The 17,959-nt window shown below is 67.3% G+C and carries 13 protein-coding genes and 1 pseudogene; 2 read left to right on the top strand and 12 right to left on the bottom strand.

From position 1 onward, the window contains the following. Positions 1-16 precede the first annotated feature (16 nt). The 10 genes from sctC to F3J14_RS19620 form a co-directional block, all read right to left on the bottom strand. On the bottom strand, positions 17-1,798 hold the full coding sequence (sctC, locus tag F3J14_RS19665) for a type III secretion system outer membrane ring subunit SctC (RefSeq protein WP_166724434.1): 1,782 nt from the start codon (positions 1,796-1,798) through the stop codon (positions 17-19). Between the two features lie 170 nt (positions 1,799-1,968). Further along, positions 1,969-3,594, bottom strand: a complete 1,626-nt coding sequence (locus F3J14_RS19660; protein ID WP_247682247.1) for a prepilin-type N-terminal cleavage/methylation domain-containing protein — start codon at positions 3,592-3,594, stop codon at positions 1,969-1,971. A gap of 2 nt (positions 3,595-3,596) precedes the next feature. Next, positions 3,597-4,073 carry a type IV pilus biogenesis protein PilM gene (pilM, locus tag F3J14_RS19655; protein ID WP_166724433.1) on the bottom strand — a complete coding sequence of 159 codons (477 nt, stop codon included), beginning with the start codon at positions 4,071-4,073 and terminating at the stop codon, positions 3,597-3,599. 125 nt (positions 4,074-4,198) lie between these two features. Further along, a complete protein-coding gene (locus tag F3J14_RS19650) occupies positions 4,199-4,762 on the bottom strand; it encodes a type 4 pilus major pilin (protein WP_166724432.1) in 564 nt (187 codons plus the stop codon). Positions 4,763-4,791: 29 nt separating this feature from the next. After that, positions 4,792-5,868, bottom strand: a complete 1,077-nt coding sequence (locus tag F3J14_RS19645) for a type II secretion system F family protein (RefSeq protein WP_166724431.1) — start codon at positions 5,866-5,868, stop codon at positions 4,792-4,794. Continuing rightward, positions 5,858-7,456: an ATPase, T2SS/T4P/T4SS family gene (locus F3J14_RS19640; RefSeq protein ID WP_166724430.1), complete on the bottom strand. Its 1,599-nt coding sequence runs from the start codon at positions 7,454-7,456 to the stop codon at positions 5,858-5,860. Before F3J14_RS19640 ends, F3J14_RS19645 begins: the two co-directional genes overlap by 11 nt. 4 nt (positions 7,457-7,460) lie before the next feature. Beyond that, positions 7,461-8,039, bottom strand: coding sequence for a type IV pilus biogenesis protein PilP (gene pilP / locus F3J14_RS19635; protein WP_166724429.1), 579 nt, complete (start codon positions 8,037-8,039; stop codon positions 7,461-7,463). A gap of 10 nt (positions 8,040-8,049) precedes the next feature. Then, positions 8,050-9,348 carry a type 4b pilus protein PilO2 gene (gene pilO2 / locus F3J14_RS19630; RefSeq protein WP_166724428.1) on the bottom strand — a complete coding sequence of 433 codons (1,299 nt, stop codon included), beginning with the start codon at positions 9,346-9,348 and terminating at the stop codon, positions 8,050-8,052. A 27-nt stretch (positions 9,349-9,375) separates the two neighbouring features. Then, a complete protein-coding gene (locus F3J14_RS19625; RefSeq protein WP_166724427.1) occupies positions 9,376-11,085 on the bottom strand; it encodes a PilN family type IVB pilus formation outer membrane protein in 1,710 nt (569 codons plus the stop codon). After that, a complete protein-coding gene (locus F3J14_RS19620; RefSeq protein WP_247682246.1) occupies positions 11,085-11,558 on the bottom strand; it encodes a toxin co-regulated pilus biosynthesis Q family protein in 474 nt (157 codons plus the stop codon). Before F3J14_RS19620 ends, F3J14_RS19625 begins: the two co-directional genes overlap by 1 nt. Before the next feature lie 153 nt (positions 11,559-11,711). On the opposite strand from F3J14_RS19620, the gene F3J14_RS19615 reads away from it, so the two are divergent. Beyond that, a complete protein-coding gene (locus F3J14_RS19615; protein ID WP_166724425.1) occupies positions 11,712-12,812 on the top strand; it encodes an ATPase, T2SS/T4P/T4SS family in 1,101 nt (366 codons plus the stop codon). A 94-nt stretch (positions 12,813-12,906) separates the two neighbouring features. Here F3J14_RS19615 and F3J14_RS19610 read toward each other — a convergent pair whose 3' ends face one another. Next, positions 12,907-14,445, bottom strand: coding sequence for a hypothetical protein (locus F3J14_RS19610; RefSeq protein WP_166724424.1), 1,539 nt, complete (start codon positions 14,443-14,445; stop codon positions 12,907-12,909). Positions 14,446-15,065: 620 nt separating this feature from the next. Here F3J14_RS19610 and F3J14_RS19605 point away from each other — a divergent pair. Beyond that, positions 15,066-17,309, top strand: coding sequence for a hypothetical protein (locus F3J14_RS19605; protein WP_166724423.1), 2,244 nt, complete (start codon positions 15,066-15,068; stop codon positions 17,307-17,309). A 51-nt stretch (positions 17,310-17,360) separates the two neighbouring features. Here F3J14_RS19605 and F3J14_RS19600 read toward each other — a convergent pair. Further along, positions 17,361-17,959: pseudogene (locus F3J14_RS19600) on the bottom strand (anti-sigma factor); the annotation flags it as partial.

The raw sequence follows: 17,959 nt of genomic DNA, 5'->3' as shown, positions 1-17,959 counted from the left end.
ATGCGCCGCGGCCGCGTCACAGGTCGATGATCCGCGGCGTCAGCAGGAACAGTCGTTCCATGTGACTGTCGTCGCGATCGGTATAGCGGAACAGGCCGCCGATGAGCGGGATCTTCGACAGCAGCGGCACGCCGGTGCGGCCGCGCGTGCGACTGTCGGTCTTGTAGCCGGCCACGAGCAGCGCCTCGCCTTCGTTGACGAATGCGGACGTGTTGATGTTGCTGCTGGTGATCACCGGAATGTTGTCGACCGACTGACCGCTCAGCTGGCCGTCCTGGATCGCGACATCGAGCTTGATCTGCCGGCGGCCGTTCTCCTCGACCACCATCGGCAGCACGCGCAGCGACACGCCGGTCGACACGCTGAACAGGCTCGCCGACGTGTAGCCGGACACGCGCACGAAGAACTGCGTCTCGTTGTTCATGTCGGCCTCGATGTTGTCGAGCGTCGCGACTTTCGGGCTCGCCTCGATCCTGGCTTTCTTGTCGGCTTCGAGCGCCGACACGTTGGCCAGCAGATAGCGGCCCGCGTTGCCGATCACGGTGGTCAGGACCGCGCCCGCCGGCGCGGCCGCCGCCGTCACGCCGCCGGCCAGCGTCGTATTGCCGAAGTTCGGCGCGAGCGTGCCGTTGTAGGTGTTCTGCGTGCCGAGCCCGCTGCCGGTCTGCAGATCGACATGGCTGTTGTGCGCGGTCCAGTTCACGCCGAGTTGCGCGAGCGCGCCTTCGTCGACCTCGAAGATGTGCGCCTCGATCTCGACCAGCCGCGGCTTCACGTCGAGCAGCGAGATCAGGTCCGGATACTGATACATGCGATCGGGCGTATCGCGGATCAACACGGAGTTGGTGCGCTGATCCGCCTGGATCACCGGCAGATCCTCGTCCTTCTGTCCGATTCCGCCGACCGCGGGCAACCCGCCCTTGCCGGCAGCACCGGCAAGCGGCGCGGACGGCCGGCCGGTCAGGCCCGCCAACAAGCCCGCCGCGTTGCCGCCGGCCCCACCGTTATAGGCGCCCGCCTGCCCGCCGGCCGGCAGCGGCGGCATCAACGCCTGGCCCGCGCCGCCGCCCGATACGTCGTTCAGCGCGTTCGGGCGCTGCACGTTCGACACGTTGGTGGCGTTGCGGGTCGGGTCGGCCGGAGACGTGACCGCCCCCTGGTTCGGGTGATAGATGTTGTTCAGGACCGTCGATACGCCCGGCAACGTGTAGGACGCGCCATCCGCGTTGAACGAGCGGTCCATCGACCACGCATGCTTGAGACGGAACACGCGCACGACGGTGCCGGCGCGATGCGAGGTACGCGAATCCAGCCGTGCCGCGACGTCGGACACGAGCTTCACGTAGTTCGGCGGACCGTTGACGATCGCCGCGCCGTGCGCGTCGTCGTAGGTGATCTTGAAGCGCGCATCCGCGACCTGCATCGCCGCGAGCGTGTCGCGCAGCTCGGCCGTGCCCGCGTGATCGAGCTTGACGAGCGTGCTCTTCATCTCCTCCGGCAACACGATGTCGAGCACCTGCCCGTCGAAATACCAGACGAAGCCGAACGACGACGCCAGCGTGTCCAGGAAGCGCTGCGGCGACATGTGGAACTTGCCGGTCACGCTGCCCGTGATGTCCTTCGAGATATCGGCGGGAATGTTCTGGCTCGCGGAGAAGTCGCGCAGGACTTCCTTGATGTCCTTGGCGTCGGCGGAGTAGTCGATCTGCGCGGTCTGCCAGCGCACCGGCGCGGCCGACGCCGCAAGGCAAGCCAGTGTCGACAGGGCGAACAGCATCACATGGAGAAATCGTTTCATGGTCGGCGTCGTAAGGGGTGGCATCACTCTGACCACATGATTGGCGGCAGCCGTCACAGCGTCAACGCGCGATCGCCATCGCCGCCGCTCAGGTTCCGATCCATGGAGGGAAATTCGCGGTACGCGGACGGCGTCGCGTCGACGCCATCGCGTCGACACGCTTCGCACGCTCAGTAATACGTGTTCACGTTCCATCCACCCACGACCGGCGTGTTCGGAATCGTCTGGTTCTGTTCGCCGCAGTAGGAGCTCGTCCATGGCGTCGTCAGCGCGTTGTAGGTTGCCCAGTTGGTCAGGATCGCAATCTGGTAATCGCCGGCCGGCAGCGCGTGATTCAGGGTCGTGCTGATGCCGCCCGAATCGTCCACCAGCGTCGGCCCCTGCGCTTCGGTATGCGCGACGGAGCGATTCGACGCATCGAGCACGTCGACGTCCTGCGACACCTGCGCGCGTGCGCCCCGCGCGGTGCCGCACAGGCCGTCGTTCAGATGCGCCCATGAGGAAACCGAAACGATGCCGGGCTTCGTCAATCGAACGGGAATGATCCGCGAATAGGTGAACGTGCCGTTCGTGCCATTGAACGAGAACGGCGGCGCGTAATAGTTGGCCGACGGCGGCCCGGCGCAGTTCGCATAGTCGGTCGCGCCGGGCGACGCCATCATGATCTGGCATTCCGTCGTGGTCGTGCCCGGCAGGATTTCGGACTGCGTCTGCCAGATGCCGTTCTGACAGGACAGCACGCGGCCCTGGGCGTCGGTGGTGACGGGCGTCGTGTTCGCCGTGTCCGGCGTGCACGCATTGCCCTGCGCCTGCTGGTTGCCGAGAGCGAGATTGCCTTGCTCGTCGACCGCCAGCGCCTGCCAGGCCGTGCCGTTGAACGTGTAGGCGCGCCCGGTGTTGGTCGTCATCGCGACGTCGCCGATGCGCGGATCGGGCACCTTCGACGTGTCGCCGAGGTCGCTCGCGGACGCCACGGGATCGCGCCAGTGCCGTGAACCGACGGGCACCCATTGACCGTTACGGCAGGTCACCACGTTGCTGCCCGCGTCGGCGGCGATCGCCCCGGCCGCCGCCGTGCACGGCGCGTAGTCGATCTGTTGCGCGAGCACGATCGGCACCTGCATCGCATTCGCTGCCGGATTGCCGGGCACGCCGACGCGATAGAGAAAGTCCGCAGTCTGCCCGTTTCCGGTATCGGGAAAGATTTCGCTGGCCAGGTGGCCGGTGCCGGTCTTGGTCGACGAACACGCCGCGTTGGCGGGATTCGGCACGGCGATGCGCCAGGACCCATACGCGCCGATCGCCGCGCCCGTGCCGTTGTTGGCAGCCGGAATGGAGCCGCCGCCCGGCCCCGCGTTCGCGGCAATGTAGCCCAGTTGCGCATCGGGCACCGGCGTGCCGCCCTCGGTGACGAGCAGGCCTTGCAGCTGTCCGCCGGCCGATGCATAGACCAGCAGGCACGGCGTCTGTCCGTATGCGTTCTGCTCCCCCACGCCGTCGGGCAGAAAGGTGGCCAGCTGATACGGTGCGCCGCGCAGCTTGATCACCACGGGCTTGTCGGGCGTCGCGGCAGCCGCCAGCGCAACCGCATTCTGCTCGATGAGCTGCGCGGCGGCCTGCGCCAGCTGCGACTGGTAGTGGGCCGTCTGCTGGCCGCGCGCATCCTCCAGCGACGTTCCGATCATCGCGACGATGCCGGCGGTCACCGCCGACACGATCGCGAGCGTCGCCAGCAATTCGATGATCGTGAACCCGCGTTGTCGATTCGCCGCGCGCTTCATGTCGTGTCGGGTCAAGGTCACCACGCCTGCGCCATCCACACCGGCATGCCGTCGGGCACGGCCCGGGACAGCGCCGCAGGCAACGGCACGGCCGGGTTGCCGCGCGACACCACCCTGCCGTCGAGCGCGACGCCGGCCAGCGCGGAACCGCGCGACAATCGCTCGATCGCGGTCACCGCCGGGGTCGCGGCCGCCGACGTTGCATAGATCACGACGAGGCTGCCCGGCGCGTCCGCGTTCGGCGCCACGTAGTTGTGCCACAACGGATCGATGGTTTGCGGCGCCAGCAGCGGTCGCAGCGCCGCGTCGGTCACGCTGCCTTCGAATTCCGGATGATCGAGCGCGTAGCGCACCACCGCGTCGCGGTACGTGCTCATGCTGTGCGCCAGCGCGAAGCCGGATGCCGACATCGTCGCCGGTTGGTAATCGGCGTCGATCAGCGCGTACATGCCGCCCAGCACGCCGAAGACGAGGGCGACCCAGATCGCGATCACGTTCGCGCCCCTCCGGTTGCGCGCGCAAGCTTCAGCGGCGCGAAGCCACGGCGAGCCGCGCCCCGGCGGTCCATCCGGGACCGCGGGCCACGAGCGGCGCCGCGTGAGCATGGGCAGGCCATCGGTCAGGTCGACGTCCATACGATCGTGTTCGCGGTATCCGAGCTGCAATCCGTGGCCGCGAGATCCGGCGACACGGGCATCGCGGTTTCGGTCTTGCCGTTGATGGCGATCGATACCCAGTTGCCGCCTGCCGTGACCGCATTCACGCACACGCTGCGCGGCACGTTGTCGTAGGTGATCGTGAAGGTGCTGCCGGCGCCGGCGACGGCCACGGCGCCGTTCCAGGTGTTCGTCACGGTGTTCTGGTCGCCGGAGGGCGTGAGCGTCGACGGAAAGACGCCCGCGCTCGCCAGCACCGAGTTGCCGAGGTTTCCGTATCCGCCCGGTTGCCCCATGTACAGCTTCTTGACGCCGCTCTGGATCGCGCTCACCTGCTCATTCACCGCATTGGTGCTCGCGCTGTTGAATGCGCCGTTCAGCAGCGCGATCGCACCGATCACCACGATCGCCGCGACCCCGAGATACGAAATCGCCTCCAGCAGCGACGCGCCGCGCTGCGATGCGCGGGAGCGTCCGGCCCGCGCATTCGGTGCGGCCGTCGTGTTCGAGTTCGTGAATGGGTTCATATCGTCCTCGCCTCGTGTTGAAACAAACCTCAATGCAGCGATCTCGTCATCGCAGCAATCTCCTGCTGAATGCCGAAAAAGCCGGTGATCAGTACGCTCAGCAGCAGCGCCAGCAAGACGATGGCCGCGCCGTTCAGCACGCGCATCTGCGCGGCGATCCGCTCCACGCCGGCTTCCATCCATTCGTCCGCCATCGTCTTCAGCGCTTCGGCGAAGCCCTTGTACTCCGCATAGACGCACAGGTCGTCGACGATCTCCGCGGATGGAAAGCGATAGCCGGTATGCTTCATCGCCTCGCCGACGTTCAGGCCTGACTTGACGCCGAACAACGTGTCGTCGATCCGGTCGCGCAGCCACGGCTTCGCGAGCGACGAGAGCCGCATCAACGATTTCTCGACCGTGAGGCCGGCCGCCTGCAACGACGCGAACGCCGTGAGAAAACTGATGCCGACCATCAACCGATAGACGGAATAAGGCGGATAGCGATCGAGCGCGGTGCGCAGGCGGCCCGACCAGCGCGGCATCGAATGGATCAGCAGCGCGATGCCGGCCAGCAGCCCGGCGACGCCGTAGCCGAGCCACTGCGTGGTGAAGCTCGACAACAGGTACAGCAGGTGGGCCGGGCCATGCCAGCGCTGCGGCGGCACGATCGCGGCGAATTGCGGAATCACGTGCGCGCCGAACAGATACAGATAGACGAGCGTGATGCCGAACAGCGCGACGGGATACGCGATGCCGCCCACGATCGCCGCGCGGATGCGGCGCTGCGACACCACGATCGCGACCAGCGAACGCAGCGCCACTTCCACGCGGCCGGACTGCTCGCCGGCCATCACGACGAGTTGCTCCGCCTGCGGCACCCAGCCTTCCATCCCTTCCGCGAGCGTGCCGCCGTTCTGCACCGCCTTGCGCCATTCGCCGAGCATGATCGCGGCCGGCTCGTTCGGCTTGCGCCCTTCATGCGCCGCGCGCAGTTCGAGCTCCTCCAGCACCTTCAACAGCGGCAACCCGTTCGACAGCATCTTCTCGATCTTCCGGTACACCCTGAGGCGCGCGTCGGGGCCTGCCTGCAAGCGCGCCCAACGGCGATTCAAGTCAACGCGCATGGGTCCCTCCGCCGGCCGCCGCGTGCAACCGTGCCGGTTCGACGCGCGGCACGAGCGGACCGACCACGCGCTCGGCCACCCGCGGATCGACCAGCCCGGCCGCGACCTTGGTCAGTGCGTGGTCGACGAGCGTTTGACCGCCCAACTCCCTGAGCCAGTAATCGGTTGCGCCGGACTTGTCGCCTTCGCGCAGGAGCGCGAAGAAGCGCGCGTCCGTGCACACCACTTCGGCCACCACGGTACGGCCGACGGTGCCGCGCCCGGCGCACTGCACGCAGCCGCCGCCCTGCACGCACACCTGGTCATACGCACTCCCGACCGCCCGCAGCACGCGCGCGGCCAGTGCCGCATCGCGCGCGGCCGCGCTGTCGCGAAACCGCACGCGGCAATGCGGACACGTGACCTTCACGAGACGCTGGCTCACCAGCCCCGTGACCAGCGTTTCGTCGGTCACCATGCGCAGCGGCAGGCCGAGATCGACGAGGCGATCGACGATCGCGAGCACCCCGCTCGCATGCACCGTGGTCCATACCTGGTGGCCGGTCATCGACGCGCGCAGCACGCCTTGGGCCGACGCGCGATCGCGTACCTCGCCGATCATGATCGTGTCCGGGTCGAGCCGCATCGCGTTGGCGATCGCGGCGGCGAACGCGAGCGAGCGCGACTCTTCGGTCGGCGCGTTGACGACCGGCGTCTGGACCGCGCCGTTGATCGGATACTCGACCGGATCCTCCACCGTGATCACGTGCGTGCTGCCGTTGTTCTCGCTGATCAAGCCGGCCAGCACGCGCTGCAGCGTCGTCGATTTGCCGGATCCGGTCGGTCCGCTGAAGATCGTCAGGCCGTGCGGCAATCGGCTCAGTGCCAGGATCTGTCCGGCTTGCAGCGCGGTGAAGCCGAGCCGCTCGAGGTCGGCCGATTCGCCGGCATCGTTGTACAGCAGGCGCAGCACCATGATGCTGCCGGTGCTGGTTGGCGCGGTGGCGATCCGCACGCCGAACAGCTGTTCCGGAAGCTTGTCGCGCTCGCCGATGCTGGCGTCCTGTCGCTCGCTCGGCTTGTACGTGTTGTCCGACACGCTCGCCATCGCCGAATACAACGTGGCAAGCAGGCGCGTGCCGTGCTCGCGGGGCTGTTCGCTGACCCGCACCAGCTCGTTGTGGATCCGGAACAGGATCTCGGTGCTGAACTGCTTCACGCGTATATGGATGTCGGACGCACGTTCCCGGCAGGCCTGCGCGATGAGGTCCTTCGCGACGACCTGCATGGCGGTATGGTCCAGCCGTTCCGCCGTGCCGTCGCGGCGCATGCCTTCGTACGCACGGCGCACCTCGTCGAGACTGACCGCGTGCGCGCGATACGCGAAGTTCAGGCGGTCCAGACGCGCACGGTAAGACAGCACGAACGGACTCATCTCGTGGCCCTCGGCGACGAGCAGGCGGCCGTCGTCGAGCAGGCACAGCAGCTTGCGCTCCTCGGCGCTCGCCGCCCACGGCCCGACATCGGACAACGGGCAGGCGGCACGGACGTGGCGCCCGGGCGGCACGTCGCCGGGGCCGACCGCGGTTCCGATGTTCGTGGGTTGCATCGCGTCACTCCCTCGCCAGTGCCGGATTGCCGGGCGGCAGGCCCGGCACGCCCGGGCCACCCGGGCCACCCACGCCACCGCTCGCCGGCGGCAACGGGCCGGCTGACGCCCCCACTGCCGTGCCGGGCCGCAAATGCACGACCCGGTCCCGCCTGCGGCCGATCACCTCGCCGGCATTGACGGACACGATCCGCAACCCGTCGGGCAGGATGTCGCCGGCGCGGGCATCGAACTGCTGGCCATCCGCGCCTTGCAGCGTGGCCGACAGATTCCGTCCGAGCCCTTCGATCGCGATCACGCGCGGCACGTCGGCGCCGCCGTCGTCCGCCGGCCGGAAACGGCCGTTGCTGCCGATGCGCGACAACGCCGCGGCACGCTCGGCGACCTGGGCCTGCACTTCGAGCTTCCTGAGTTCGGCTTTCAGCAACATGGTTTGCTCCTGCAGACGGATCAGTTCGTCGGCGGTGCGCCGGTCGGTTGCAGGCGCCTCGCGCACCGGCGGCGCCGATGGCGGCGCATCCGCGGCCGCGCGGCAGCCGGCGGCATGCACGAGACATCCCGCGAACGCCGCGGCGCCGAGCACGATCCTGAAGTCACCTGGCATAGACGGTTCCTTGCGCGGACCAAGCGCCCGCCTGATAAGTCAGTTTGTCGAGCCGCACGCCCGGTTCGTCGAGATAGCCGGCGAGCACGACGGGCGGCATCACGCCGAGGTTCGCCTGCAGCCGCGACGCATGCCACGCACGCCCCGGCCGGTCGGGCCGGGAGAATGTCGAAAGCGCGCCCGGCGGTTCGTCGGGAAGGGGCACGAGTGACAGCGGCAGGTCGAATTGCTGAAACCGGGCGATCAGCCGCGCATCGATATCCGTGCGGGTCAGCAGCGGATCGTCGCCGGCCGCGGCGGGCACCGGCACGTTGCGCAAGAGCGACGCGTGTTCGCCCGTGCCGTCGATGCTGGCCTGCGGCTCTCCGGCCAGCAGCAGCGCAACCGTCGAGCCGTTGCGCGACCACCGGTAGGTGACGCTGCCCGCCTGGCAAACGAATCGCTCGAGGTCCCAGCCTCCCGGCGCGAGTTCGGTGAAGTGATCGAGACAGGTGCGCGCGAATTGCGAAGGCGCCGGCACACCGGCCCACGGACGCGCGTGCGCAGCCGCGTCGGTGGCCTGCGCGCCGGCCCGCTGGAGACGCGCACGCTCGGCGGCGAACGCACGCGCGCGCTCGGCTTCGAGTACGTGTTGCCGGTGCGCGAGCCAGCCGTATGCGGCGGCGCCGGCGCACGCCAGCACGGCCGCCGCGAGACCCAGCGTGCGCGGCGACACGCGATGCGCGACGGGCCGCAGGCGGGCCCAGCCGGGCACATGAACGCGCTCGCCGCGACGTTTGCCGAGCAGGTCCTCGATGCGGCGCGGGTAGACGTTGTGAAACCCCATCGCATCGATTTCGTCGTCGCCGATCACGACGTTCCATCCGCCGAGCGAGTAATCGGACGTCAGGCGCTCGAACACCTCGTCGCGGCTGCCGACCCAGTCGCCGTTCGGAAGAAACGATCCGTCACGCACGGCGAAGTACGCCCAGCGGTCGTCCGGCAAGCGAAATGCGCCGAGCCAGTTGGGTGCGCTTTGCTGGCGCCCGTCATAGAACGCACCTTGCAGCGCGATCGTTCTCGACACGATCACGCCGAGCGACGCGACGCCGGCCTGCACGCCATCGTGCGGATTGGCGAAGCCGGCGGCCGCCACGCCGCGGTCGATGCGCAGCACCATCAACGCGAAGTCGAGCTTCCTCGCGAGCTCGTGGCCTTCCTTGCGCAGTTCGCTGCGGCGCGACAGCGACTGCCAGAACAGCCCGCATACGAAGCGCTGCCGGCCGATCTGAACGATTTGCGTAGCCATTGCCGGTTCCCGTGTGCGCGACGCCGCTCAGGAGCCGTTCATCGCGACCGGCGTGATCAGGATCACGATCGCTTCGCGCTGCCGCGAGCCGTCGAAGCCGCCGCCCAGCAGATAGTTCTGCGGCGCACCGACGCCTCGTTGCGCCAGATCGTCGTTGACGCCCTCATAGCCGCTCAGGATCAGTGTCTCGCCCGATTTCATCGACACGCGTTGCAGGAAATTGCGCGTGTCGACCTCCGGCACCTGAATCGACTGGCCGTTGCCCGCCGGCACCGTCCTGAGCTGGATCAGCGACGAGATGTTCGTGTAGAACTGGAGCAGCACCGTGCTGTTTTCGAGGATGTGCGGCAACAGCGTCATGTTGAAGCCCGTCGTGACGGTGCCGGGCACCAGCGCGGTGGACGAGCCGACGTTCGCGGTGTTGGTCGTCGACACCGATGCGAGATAACCCTGCTGCGTCGCCACTTGCAACGGCACGGGCTGGTTGTTCAGCGTCGTGATCGACGCGGACGTCTTGCGCCGCACCTTGCCCTGGCTCGACAGCGCCGAGATGATCGCCTGCGTGCCGGCCGCGCGGCTGTTCGGCGTGATCACCTGCGCGGCCAGCGACACCGGATTGGTGGCCGTGGTGGGAAAGACGCTGGTGATCGTGAAGGCCGTGCCGAGCGCCTGGTACACCGCGGTCCAGTTGATTCCGTAGCTGTCCTGCGCGGACTGCGCGACGGACAGCACCGTGACGTTGATCAGCACCTGCTTCGACAGCGACGCATTCTGCGCGCGCATGAACGCGGCGACGCGATCCAGCACGTCCGGCGTGTCCGTGACGGTGATCGAGCCCGTCGCCGGCGACGACACGACGTGACCGTAGTGCGACAGCATCGCCTGGATCGACGCGCGCAGGCTGTTGAACACCGACAGCTGCGAGTTCACGACGGTGTTCGCCGTGTTGTTCGAGGTGACGGTCGCCGTGCCGTTACCCGTGCCGCCACCCGCGCCTGCGCCCGTGCCGGCCGCAGCCGTTCCGGCCTGTCCGTAGCCGCCTGCCTGCGCACTCGACCCGTCGCTGCTGGCACCGCTCACCACGTTGGCATTGACGGTGGCGTCGCCTGGAATCGCGCTGACCTGGAACGTCCTGGTGTCGGTCACGAAGAATTCGATCGCGCCGTCCGCGTATTTCCATGAGACGCCGAAGCGCGCCGCCGCCGTGTCGAGCAAGCCGCGCAGATCGCCGTCGCGATACACGATGCGCGTGCGCTGCGATGCGCCCCACGGGCGCGCGCCGGTCTCTCCCGACAGGCCGGGCACGGTTGGCAGCGGCGGCGGCGATGCCCCGAGCACCGGCACCGGCACCGACGGTGCGGCTGCGGGAGCGGGCTGCATGCCGGCCGCCGCGTCGGGCGCGACCCGCGTCGCGATATGCGAAAGACGCGACACGTGCTCCGCGAATTCGCGCAACGAGCCGACCTCACGATCGAAGGTCGCCGGTTGCGAGAACACGGCCGGCAACGCGCCTTCGCGCGCCAGTTGCATCGGCGTGCCGGACAGCCAGATCCCGTCGCTGACGATCACGCCGTCGGATGACTCCGCGACCCGCGCATGACCATCGCGCGTATCGGCGAGCACGTGCTGCGTGCGCGCATGGTCGCGATCGATCGCATTCGCGAGATGTTGCGATAGCCCCGTGCAGCCTGCCAGAAGGACCGCAGCGAACGCGTATGCCAGCACCGAACCCCGCATCAACCCGCTCCTTTTGAAACGATCCGAAGAACCTTGTTGCCGCGATAGAGAATGGCCTGGATCGGCGCATTCGAGTGCGCGAGCGCGCCGACGACCGAGCGCAACGCATCGTCGAACGTGCCGGTCACGCTCGCCTCCGCGTCGATGCCGAAATCCGCGGGCGCTTCCCACACGAGTTGCCAGCCGGCTGCCTGCGCCCATCGCGCGAGCGCGGTGCGCATCGTGCGGTCCGACAGCTCGATCCGCCACGTCCGCCGCGCGTCCCGCTCCGGCTGCCCGGCGCGCGGTGCATCCGGCTCATTCCCGAGCGCCGGCGATGCGTCGGCTTGTGCGTCCGGCACCGTCACGGCCGACATGGGCGCGAGCGTCCCTTGCGCGTCGCCTGCATCAGGCAGCGCGACCTGCGACGCGCATGCGCCGTGCGACCACGCGGCGCCGAGCGCCGACAGCAACACCATACGAGCCACGACCATGCGCATTGCGTTCCTGACCTCATCACGATGGCGATGCGCATTCGCATGCGTCGCCGCTTGCCTGCCGTGCGCCCGCATCGGCATGACACTGGACATCCGGCCGGCGGGCTGACACGATGACACCCTCGTTACCCTGCCGATCCGACTCTTGCCATGACATCGCTTCCCAACGAGCTGCGCGACCTGATCCGCGAAATTCTTCGTCTCGTGGACGAGAACCAGGTATTCACCGACCTCCACATCGAACAGGATCGTCCGATCATGATCAAGACGCCGCGCGGCTGGGAAGAGGCGCCCGGCGGCCCGGTGCTGATCGACGAGATGGCGCCGCTGCTCGCGTCGATCGACGAACAATGGGACACACGCCTTGCCGAGTGCGCGCTCGACCGGCCGTTCGTACTGACCCGCTGCCGGCTTCGCTGCCACGTGTTTCGCACGTCGTCCGGACGCAAGACCGTCATTTCGATCCGCCGCCTGCCGCTCGAACCGCTGCCGCTCGACAAGCTCGGCCTGCCGGCCTATATCCGCACCATGCTCGACAGCACCCGGGGAATCGTGTTGATCACGGGCCCCACCGGCTCCGGCAAGACCACGACCATCGCGTCGCTGCTCGACCATCTGAACCGCACGCGCAACTGCCATATCGTCACGATCGAACAGCCGATCGAATATGGACTCGAAAGCAATCAGGCAATCATTTCGCAGCGCGAAGTTCCGACCGACACGCCGAGCTTCTCGTCCGGCATGCGCGAAGTGATGCGGCAACGGCCCGACGTGATCATGGTCGGCGAGATTCGCGACAGCGAAACGGCCGAAGCCGTTCTGCAAGCCGGTGAATCGGGCCACCTCGTCTTCGCCACCATGCATACCAGCAGCGCGCTCAATACGCTGACGCGCCTGCTGTCCTTCTTCCCGCCGGAGCAACGCGAGCGCTACGCCGCATCGCTCGCCGGCTCGCTGATCGGCGTGATCTGCCAATGCCTGATACCGAGCGAAGACGGCAGCCAGTTCGTGCTGGCGAGCGAGCTGCTGTTCAATCACAACCAGCAGATCAGCGCGTTGCTCGTCGATCCGGCGAAGATGGTGTTTCTCGCCGACTTCCTCCGACGCAAGGAAGACAACATGTCGCGCTCGCTCAACGATCATCTCGCTCAACTCGTCGCGAAAGACGCGATCTCGGTGCGCGACGCGCTACGCGCCGCCTATCAGCGCATGGAGCTGCACGAGCAACTTCAGTCGTCCATGAATCGGTGACGCGATTCTCGCCTTTCGCGCGCGCCGAATTTTTATTGTTTGACAATCTGTTACATTCCGGCGCGCTGCCCGCCAACTGTCGTGGGCCGCGATGCTAGTCGTGCCCGCGGTGACGCTCGCGTGTGTCGGCGCCCGCTTCGTCGGGGTTGGCGCCCGCGACGCTCGCCGCCGGCGTGCGGCGGACGTTGACGAACACGGACCGATGCAGCAGGTCGCCGAGCGCGCGCAGCGGTTCGGTGAGGTCCGCGACACGCATCGATGATGCGCCGGCGAGCGCGCGCTCCACGGCTTTCGCCGCCTTCTCGCCGACGATTCCCGGCACGGTCGCGTTCAGCAACGCGAGTACCGACGCACCCACGGCCAGACCGCGATCGCCGCGATCGATGAAGTCGTGTCCCAGTTTGTTCCCGGCCAGCACGGCGAGCAGCACCACGCTCAATCCGGCGAACGTCTTGAATTCCTCGAGCGCATCGTGGCGGCTCACGTCGGGATTGTTCGCCAGCACCGTCATCAGGATCGACGTGAACACCGCATCCGACGCGAGATCGACAACGCCGATGGTGTCGGGGAACGTGAGCAGCGCGGTGCTGGCCGTGACAGCGGCCGTGAACAGCGCCAGCGCGATCTTGGCATTCCGGTCGGGATTCGCGCACGCATCGGGCGGCTCGCCCCCGGCGGCTGCACGGCCTTCGCCCAACGTATGCGACGTCATCTCCGCCAGCCTGCCGCAACCGCGCAGCACGAGCTGTATCTGCTTGCCGAGGTGCGGACTCACCCGGCTTGTGTCGCCCGCGATGGACGCGTCCCGCATGCCGAGCGCCGCACGATGGAGCGCTTTCGCCTCGCCGTCCACGGTGGCAAGCGTGCCGCGTCGGTCGTCGTGGAGCGTTGCGCCCACCTTCGCCAACGCCGGATCGACGCCTTTTCTGAAGCGCTTGTCGAATTGATTCTTGATGTCCGTTCCCATGAATCCCGCGAACAGCCCCGTGGTGCTCACCACCGTCGCGAGCAGGTCGACCCAGGTCTTCCGGTTCAGATGGGCCGACGGCTTGACGAAGGTCGGCAGCACGAACTCCAGCGCCTGAAGCGTGTTCGCGTAGTTGCGCGCCATCACGCGCTCTTTCACGAGACCGGCGCCGGTCGTCGGCGTGAGCGCCATGCCGATCCCTTCGAGCACCGCCTTGGACGTGAGCGCGACGAGCTCCGACGCAAACAATTGCTGGCGCGGATTCGACTTCAACGGGACCGCCAACGCCGCGGCGCCCAGGATCAGATTCGGCAGCAGCGCCATCGCCGCGCGTTTGGCCGGGTGCTTGTCGGTTTCGATTTCCTGCAGCGACCGTCTCGTCAGCCTCACTTGCGCCTTCAGCATGCGCGTCAATTCGGCGGGGAATCCGGCGCCTTCGATCATCTGCTCGATGGCGCCAAGCTTGCCCAGCAGTTTCGGGATGCTTCCGTCGCCCGTTTCCTCATTGCGTACGCGGTCGAGAAAGCCGTGGTCGTCGTGCGTGCCGGGCAGCTTCAACAGCGAAGCAAAATCCAGCTTCCGCCAGATATCGGCCATCGCGCCGTGTCGAACGGGCGCGTCGGCGTCCGTAAGCGACGCACCGTCGTCGCGACCATCGCGCGGCATGACATCCGCGGCCGGACGAGCTTGGCGGTCGGGTTCGATCGTCCGTCGAACCGTGGGCGGCGGCTCGCTTTGCGTGCGCCTGGCCGGCGCAAGATCGCCGAACGCGGCCGAACCGGTCGCAAGCGAACGGGTTCGCGGCCGCACGCTCTTCGATCCGGCAGGTGCCGCGTGGTCTGCTGCATCCGCGGCGTCAACGTGAGGGAGGGTCGGAAGGATCGGGTTCATCGTGGCGAATGGTCGAGGCGAGGAAATGGAAGCCGCTCCATCGAGCCGGCGCACGACGGCAGCTCGCGCGGCTAATGGATCGCGGGGCGAGACGGCGATCGGTCGACGCCCCGACCGCTTGCCGGCGGCAGGTCCTGCGGGACGCAAGCCGAATCGTTGCGCATCGCGATGAATCGGATACGCTGGATTGCGAAAACAGCGGGCATCCGGCGAAGCACGTCGACGTCGTGATCGGCCGCGGTCTGGTCGATATCCCGTGCAATCGCAGCCATCAAGGTTCGGATCGTCGAACACAACTTCTGCCGTGTTTTTCCCGGCCGTCACATTCGATCAATACGATCGATTCGAATCGTTTGCACATTCGCCACGCATATCGAAGTGAGCCACACCCGACCATGACCACCATATCGCCCGCCCATTCGTCGATCGCGCCCGATCGTCTCGCCTCGCCCACGGACACGCACGCCGATAACGGCGCCGGGCCCGCCAAAAGTTCGCCTCCAAGCTCGCCGAAAGGTTCACCCACCACCTCGCGTGTCGCCACGCCTCTCGCGGGGTTGTCGCAACGCGCGTCGTCGCCGGCGCCCTCCGCAAAGCCGGGCCGGCGAACGAGCACACCCGCTTCGCCAGCCTCCGACGCGCCCCACGCGTCCGGCACTGTCGATGCGGCGCACACCCGCGCGTCGGGCGAGCGCGTGTCGATGCCCGGTACGTACGCCCACGACATCGACGAGCTCGACAGCCCCGCGACCGCTCACGCGACGACGCCGGTCGATCTGCCGCGGTTGCAGCGGGCGCTCGACGGGCAAAAGAATCGCGACGTCGATCTGGAAAAGCTCGCGCGCGTCCTGCAGACGGTTCGATTCAATCCGCTTCACCGAAGCGACCCGAACCCGCCATCCAGTCACAACGAACTCGTCCGCCATATCTCCGATGAAACGCTCCAGGACTGGTACACCGCGTTGTCCGTCACGCCGGAGCAGGTCCGTGGAATGGAAAGCGCCGCATACCGGGCCGGATTGCAGATCCCTTCCAGCAGCACGATCTTCAACATCGTCAGCTATATCGCGACGCCGCTGGCGTTCGCTCAGGTGCGCAACCCGTGGCACTCCGTGATCGCCAGTCTTCTGCTGGCCGCATTTCAGCCGCTCGTTACGGCTCCGGTCCAGTCGCTCGTCATTGGATCGATCGACTATCGCCGGCGGCTCAACCACGGCGAAATCAAGCTGGACAAGACCACCGTCAACTCGAGTACGACACAGGCGAAGATCAAGCAGAAGATCGATGCCGGCATGGAGGCCGTGCGAAAGAGCGAAGCCGCCGTGGCCGAACTGTTCGCCCGCCATGGTCTGGTCGCGGCGGACGGGACGATCGATCCGGCGAAAATCGACGCGTGCAGCCTGTCGAATGCCGAAAAGGATGCGCTCGCGAACACGTGCAAGGAACACCTCGCGCAGCTCGTCACGCTCTGTACGCTGACGGATCAAATGCAGGCGCTCGACGGCGCGCACGAACGCCAGCGGGAATCCACCTACTGGCAGATCGCTCCCCGCACCGTTCGCTCGGGCAGCGGCATCGTCGCGCCGTTCATCCGCAAGCCCGCTGCCGACGTGGCGGACTCCTGGGTCGGCAAGGTCTTTCCTTACAAGGCTTCACGGTACGGCGTGACAGGGGTGTCGGTGTTCATCGCCGCGACGGCGCTGATTGCCCAGCACTTCGCTGCCGCGAAGGACGAAGTCAACGGGCTGAAGCTCGAGCACAAGCTCAACATGCTGCACGCCGATCTCTTCGAGGACGGCAAGGCGGATATTCTCCATCGACGTGGGATCATCACGGCGGCCGATCTCAGCATCGAGAAATGCCGGAACATGGTCGTGTCGGCGGAAGCGAACATCGTGCAGCGCGTGGCCGACCGCCTCGACGCCAGACTGTCGAAGCTGCGGAACGAACGTCGAAACGAACAGCAGATGCCGCGGACGCGCCCGGTCACGCCCGAGGAACTCGAGGAGGGGCGAGGCACGCGCACTCACGAGCTCGATGCCACTATCGCCGCCTACGAGCGGGATGTCGCCAATCTTCGTCGCCTGATCGTGACGGACAACCTGCACGAGGACACGCGCGCACTACTGGGCGACGCGCTGAATGGCTCGCATGCGTTCGCGTGGGAAGAAGCGGTCGCCAAGCTCACGAAACCCCTCGAGTTCACGTCGCAAGTGTCGCAGCGCCTCGGTCAGACCTTCACTCTCGGCGTGGCAGGAAGCGCGGGCGCGCTGGCGGGCGGGCGCGTCGTCTCCGCGGCGCTGAAGGGCAGCGACCATATCCCGCTCCATTTTCAATTGGTGCTTGCACTCGCGAGCGCGCTGATCGGGTTCATCGCAGCGTCGACCCAGGGGATGGTGACCAATATCAAGAATCGCCGACGCGAGGCCGATCCGGACGAGGGCGCAATGAGTTTCGGCGAGCAGACGTTACGCGGCGTGGGGGCGCCGATCGAATGGATCGGCAATTCCGTCGCGAGCCGGCGTGCGATCGCGGATGCCAGCCAGGTCATCGCGGAACTTCAGCCCCAGGCGCGGCAAATGGCCGCCAGCCTCAACCGGCTGCTCACGCCGACGCCTGACGGCCCCCGCGAACCGTGACGCACCGGCATGCCGGCCGCGATGCGCGCACGGTGTCGCCGTCGCGAATGCTCAGCTCGCGATCGCCGGGCCGGCCTGCTGCAGCTCACCGAGCACTTCTTCCATGCCGTTGTCGGCGATCCGCTTGCCGATCGCGCCGAGATCGGTGTCGCCGGGCGCGGCAATCAGCGCATAGGTGACACTGGCACGGCGCCACGTCACGACCTCCATGCTGCCGACCTGTTGTCGGGCGAGCGCCGTGTCGGCCCGTTCGTCCTTCATCACGCACAGCGCCACGGGCAAGCCTTTTTCGGGCAGATAGACGATCTGCACCAGCGGCTTGTGATTGAAATTCAGCCGCTGTATGCGCTTGAAGGTCAGCCCGGCCGAGCGCAGGTCCGGAATGCGGATCCGCAGCCCGTCGTCGCGGCGAATGTTTTCAACCATATGCGCGGCGGCCGCGAGATTCGACGAATCGAAAGCAACGGTGTCGCGCGTATAGAGCCGCTGATAGTTCACGGCCGCCATGATCCACGGCGACATCTGCGTCCGCGCGGTCATCAGCGCATCCTGCGGCGCGAAGTGCAGGACGGCGCCGCAGCAGAACGCGCCCGCGACGAACGCGGCCGCGAGCCACGGCACCATCGTGCGAACGCGCGAGCGAACCAGCT

Source organism: Burkholderia sp. Tr-862 (genome assembly GCF_011753085.1).
Classification (GTDB): Bacteria; Pseudomonadota; Gammaproteobacteria; order Burkholderiales; family Burkholderiaceae; genus Burkholderia; species Burkholderia ambifaria.
The sequence above is the reverse complement of the archived record's forward strand: the minus strand, read 5'-3'. Positions and strand labels throughout refer to the sequence as shown.